Annotated in this window: 2 protein-coding genes; both read left to right on the plus strand. The window is 63.0% G+C overall.

Annotated elements, in window-relative coordinates; translation table 11 throughout:
- A partial coding sequence (locus VFE81_RS25760; RefSeq protein WP_325047282.1) for an efflux RND transporter permease subunit occupies positions 1-2,271 on the plus strand: 2,271 nt, incomplete at its 5' end.
- A gap of 3 nt (positions 2,272-2,274) precedes the next feature.
- A partial coding sequence (locus tag VFE81_RS25765) for an efflux RND transporter permease subunit (RefSeq protein WP_325047283.1) occupies positions 2,275-4,294 on the plus strand: 2,020 nt, incomplete at its 3' end.

Consider the following 4,294-nt stretch of genomic DNA (forward strand, 5'->3'; position numbering starts at 1 on the left):
CCGGGCGCGAACGTGATCAAGGTGGTCGACAGCATCAAGGCGCTGCTGCCGCAACTGCAACAGTCGCTGCCCGCCGCGCTCGACGTGGAGATCGTCACCGACCGCACCACCACGATCCGCGCTTCCGTGCGCGACGTGCAGTTCGAATTGCTGATGTCGGTCGTGCTGGTGGTGCTGGTGATGTATCTGTTCCTCGCCAACGTCTACGCAACCATCATTCCTAGCCTGTCGGTGCCGCTGTCGCTGATCGGCACGCTTGCCGTGATGTATCTGTGCGGTTTCTCGCTAGATAACTTATCGCTGATGGCGTTGACCATCGCGACCGGCTTCGTGGTCGACGACGCCATCGTGATGATCGAGAACATCGCGCGTTATATCGAAGATGGCGAGTCGCCACTGGAAGCCGCGCTGAAGGGCTCGAAACAGATCGGCTTCACGATCATTTCGTTGACGGTTTCGCTGATCGCCGTGCTGATTCCGCTGCTCTTCATGGGCGACGTGGTCGGGCGCCTGTTCCATGAATTCGCGATCACGCTGGCCGTGACCATCGTGATCTCGGCGATCGTCTCGCTCACGCTCGTGCCGATGATGTGCGCAAAGCTCCTGCGCCACACGCCGCCACACGAAAGTCACCGCTTCGAAGCGAAGGCTCACAAGTCTATCGACTGGGTGATCGCCCGTTATGCCGTCGCGCTCACGTGGGTGCTGAACCGGCAACGCTCCACCCTGGTCGTCGCGCTGCTCACGCTCGTGCTGACCGGTGCGCTGTACGTGTTCATTCCGAAGGGCTTCTTCCCGGTGCAGGACACCGGTGTGATCCAGGCAATCACGCAGGCGCCGCAGTCGGTGTCGTATGCGTCGATGGCCGAGCGTCAGCAGGAGCTCGCCGCTCAGATCCTGAAGAACCCGGACGTGGAAAGCCTCACCTCGTTCATTGGCGTGGACGGCAGCAATATCACGTTGAACAGCGGCCGCATGCTGATCAACCTGAAGCCGCGCGACGACCGCAGCAACACCGCGAGCGACGTGATCCGCCAGTTGCAGCAGGACGTCGCGCATATTCCGGGCGCGTCGCTCTATATGCAGCCGGTGCAGGATCTGACGATCGATTCCACGGTCAGCCCGACGCAGTATCAGTTCATGCTGACCGACCCGAACATCAGTGAATTCACCACGTGGGTACCGAAGCTGGTCGAGCGGCTGAAGCAGTCGCCGGAACTGGCGGACGTGGCTACCGACTTGCAGGACAACGGCCAGTCGGTCTACATTGAAATCGACCGGGCTACGGCGTCGCGCTACGGCATCACGCCCGCCACCGTCGACAGCGCGCTCTACGACGCCTTCGGCCAGCGCATCATCTCGACCATCTTCACGCAGTCGAACCAGTACCGCGTGATTCTGGAAGCGCAGCCGCAGATGCAGCATTACACCGAGTCGCTGAACTCGATCTATCTGCCCTCTTCCACTTCGTCGGGCGGCCAGGTGCCGCTGTCGTCGATCGCGAAGTTCATCGAGAAGCCCGCGCCACTGCTGGTCACGCATTTGAGCCAGTTCCCGGCCACGACCGTTTCGTTCAATCTCGCGCCCGGTTCGTCGCTTGGCGCGGCGGTGAAGGCGATCGCTCAGGCGGAGAAGGATGTCGGGCTGCCGGCGTCGTTCCAGACGCGCTTCCAGGGCGCGGCGCTGGCGTTCCAGGCGTCGTTGTCGAACGAACTGTTCCTGATCCTGGCGGCAATCGTCACGATGTATATCGTGCTCGGCGTGCTGTACGAAAGCTTCATTCACCCGATCACGATTCTGTCGACGCTGCCGTCGGCCGGCCTCGGCGCCTTGCTCGCGCTGCTGATCACCGGGCACGATCTGGACATCATCGGCATCATCGGTATCGTGCTGCTGATCGGTATCGTGAAGAAGAACGCCATCATGATGATCGACTTCGCGCTCTACGCGGAACGCGAGGAAGGCAAGCCGCCGCGCGAGGCCATCTATCAGGCATGTCTGCTGCGTTTCCGCCCGATCCTGATGACTACACTCGCCGCCCTGCTCGGCGCACTGCCGCTGATGCTCGGCACCGGCGCGGGCTCGGAGTTGCGCCGCCCGCTCGGTATCGCGATTGCGGGCGGGTTGATCGTCAGTCAGTTGCTGACGCTGTTTACCACGCCAGTGATCTATCTCGGCTTCGACTCACTCGCCCGTCGTGCACGTGAGCGCTTCAATCGCGGCGATTCTTCCAAAGGCGCGACGCCGCCCGCCACCGATGCAGGGAACTGAGCGATGAACCTGTCGCGTCCGTTTATTTCCCGCCCGGTCGCCACCACGCTGTTGGCGATTGGCATCGCGCTAGCCGGTATTTTCGCGTTCACCAAACTACCGGTCGCGCCGCTGCCGCAAGTCGACTTCCCGACCATTTCGGTACAGGCATCGCTGCCGGGCGCGAGCCCGGACACGGTCGCCACCAGCGTCGCGAGCCCGCTCGAACGGCATCTCGGTTCGATCGCTGACGTGACCGAGATGACCTCGCAGAGCTCGGTCGGCTCGACGCGCATTACGATGCAGTTCGGCCTGAACCGCGACATCAACGGCGCCGCGCGCGACGTGCAAGCGGCCATCAACGCCGCGCGCGCCGATCTGCCGGCGAGCCTGCGCAGCAACCCGACGTACCACAAGGTGAATCCGGCCGACGCGCCGATCCTGATTCTGGCGCTCACGTCGAAGACGCTGCCTGCTGGCCAGTTGTACGATTCGGCGGCCACCGTGTTGCAGCAGTCGCTGTCGCAGGTAGACGGCGTGGGCGAAGTGGATGTGAGCGGGTCGGCCAATCCGGCGGTGCGTGTCGAACTGGAACCGCATGCCCTGTCCCACTACGGTATCGGCCTCGAAGACGTGCGCGCGGCGCTCGCCGCGGCCAACGCGAACAGCCCGAAGGGCTCGATCGAGTTCGGCCCGAATCGTGTGCAGATTTACACCAACGACCAGGCGAGCAAGGCTGCACAGTACAAAGATCTGGTCATCGCGTACCGCAATGGCTCGGCGGTGAAGCTGTCCGACGTGTCGGAAGTGGTCGATTCGGTCGAAGATCTACGCAACCTGGGGCTCTTTAACGGCAAGCGTTCCGTGCTGGTGATTCTGTACCGCCAGCCCGGCGCGAACATCATCGACACCATCGACCGCGTGATGGCGATGCTGCCGCAGTTGCACGCGTCGCTGCCCGCCGACGTCGACATCGCACCGGCCGCCGACCGCTCCACGACGATCCGCGCGTCGCTGAAAGACACAGAGCGCACGTTGATCGTCGCAGTCGCACTGGTCACGATGGTGGTGTTCCTGTTCCTGCGCAACTGGCGCGCCACGCTGATTCCGAGCGTCGCCGTGCCGATCTCGATCATCGGCACGTTCGGCGCGATGTATATGCTCAACTTCTCGATCGACAACCTGTCGCTGATGGCGTTGACGATCGCCACCGGTTTCGTGGTCGACGACGCGATCGTGGTGCTGGAGAACATCTCACGGCATATCGAGAATGGCGTGCCGCGCATGAAGGCCGCGTTCCTCGGCGCGCGCGAAGTCGGCTTCACGGTTCTATCCATCAGTATCTCGCTGGTGGCCGTGTTCCTGCCGATTCTGCTGATGGGCGGCATCGTCGGGCGGCTGTTCCGCGAGTTCGCGCTGACGCTGTCGCTGGCGATCGGCGTGTCGTTGCTCGTCTCGCTGACCTTGACGCCGATGATGTGTTCGCGCCTCCTGCGCGAGCCGCATGAGAAAAAGGAAGAAGGACGTTTCGGCCTCTGGCTCGAACGCGGCTTCACGGCGATGCATCGCGGTTATGAACGCACCCTCGGCTGGGCGCTGCTGCATCCGCGTCTGATCGTGATGATTCTGATCGCGACCATCGGACTGAACATCGGGTTGTACATCATCGTGCCGAAGGGCTTTTTTCCGCAGCAGGACACGGGCCGGCTGATCGGCGGCATTCAGGCTGACCAGAGCACGTCGTTCCAGGCGATGAAGGGCAAGTTCTCGGAGATGATGGAAATCGTCGGCAAGAACCCCGCGGTGGACAGCGTGGCAGGCTTCACCGGCGGCCGGCAGACCAACTCCGGTTTCATGTTCGTTTCGCTGAAACCGAAGAGCGAGCGCAAGCTATCCGCCGACCAGGTGATCCAGCAACTGCGCGCTCCGCTCGGCGACGTGGCCGGCGCGCGGACCTTCCTGCAGGCGGTGCAGGACATTCGCGTCGGCGGCCGGCAATCGAACGCGCAGTATCAGCTCACGCTGCTGGCCGATTCGACGCCCG

This window comes from Paraburkholderia sp. (assembly GCF_035656215.1).
In the GTDB taxonomy this organism is placed as follows: Bacteria; Pseudomonadota; Gammaproteobacteria; order Burkholderiales; family Burkholderiaceae; genus Paraburkholderia.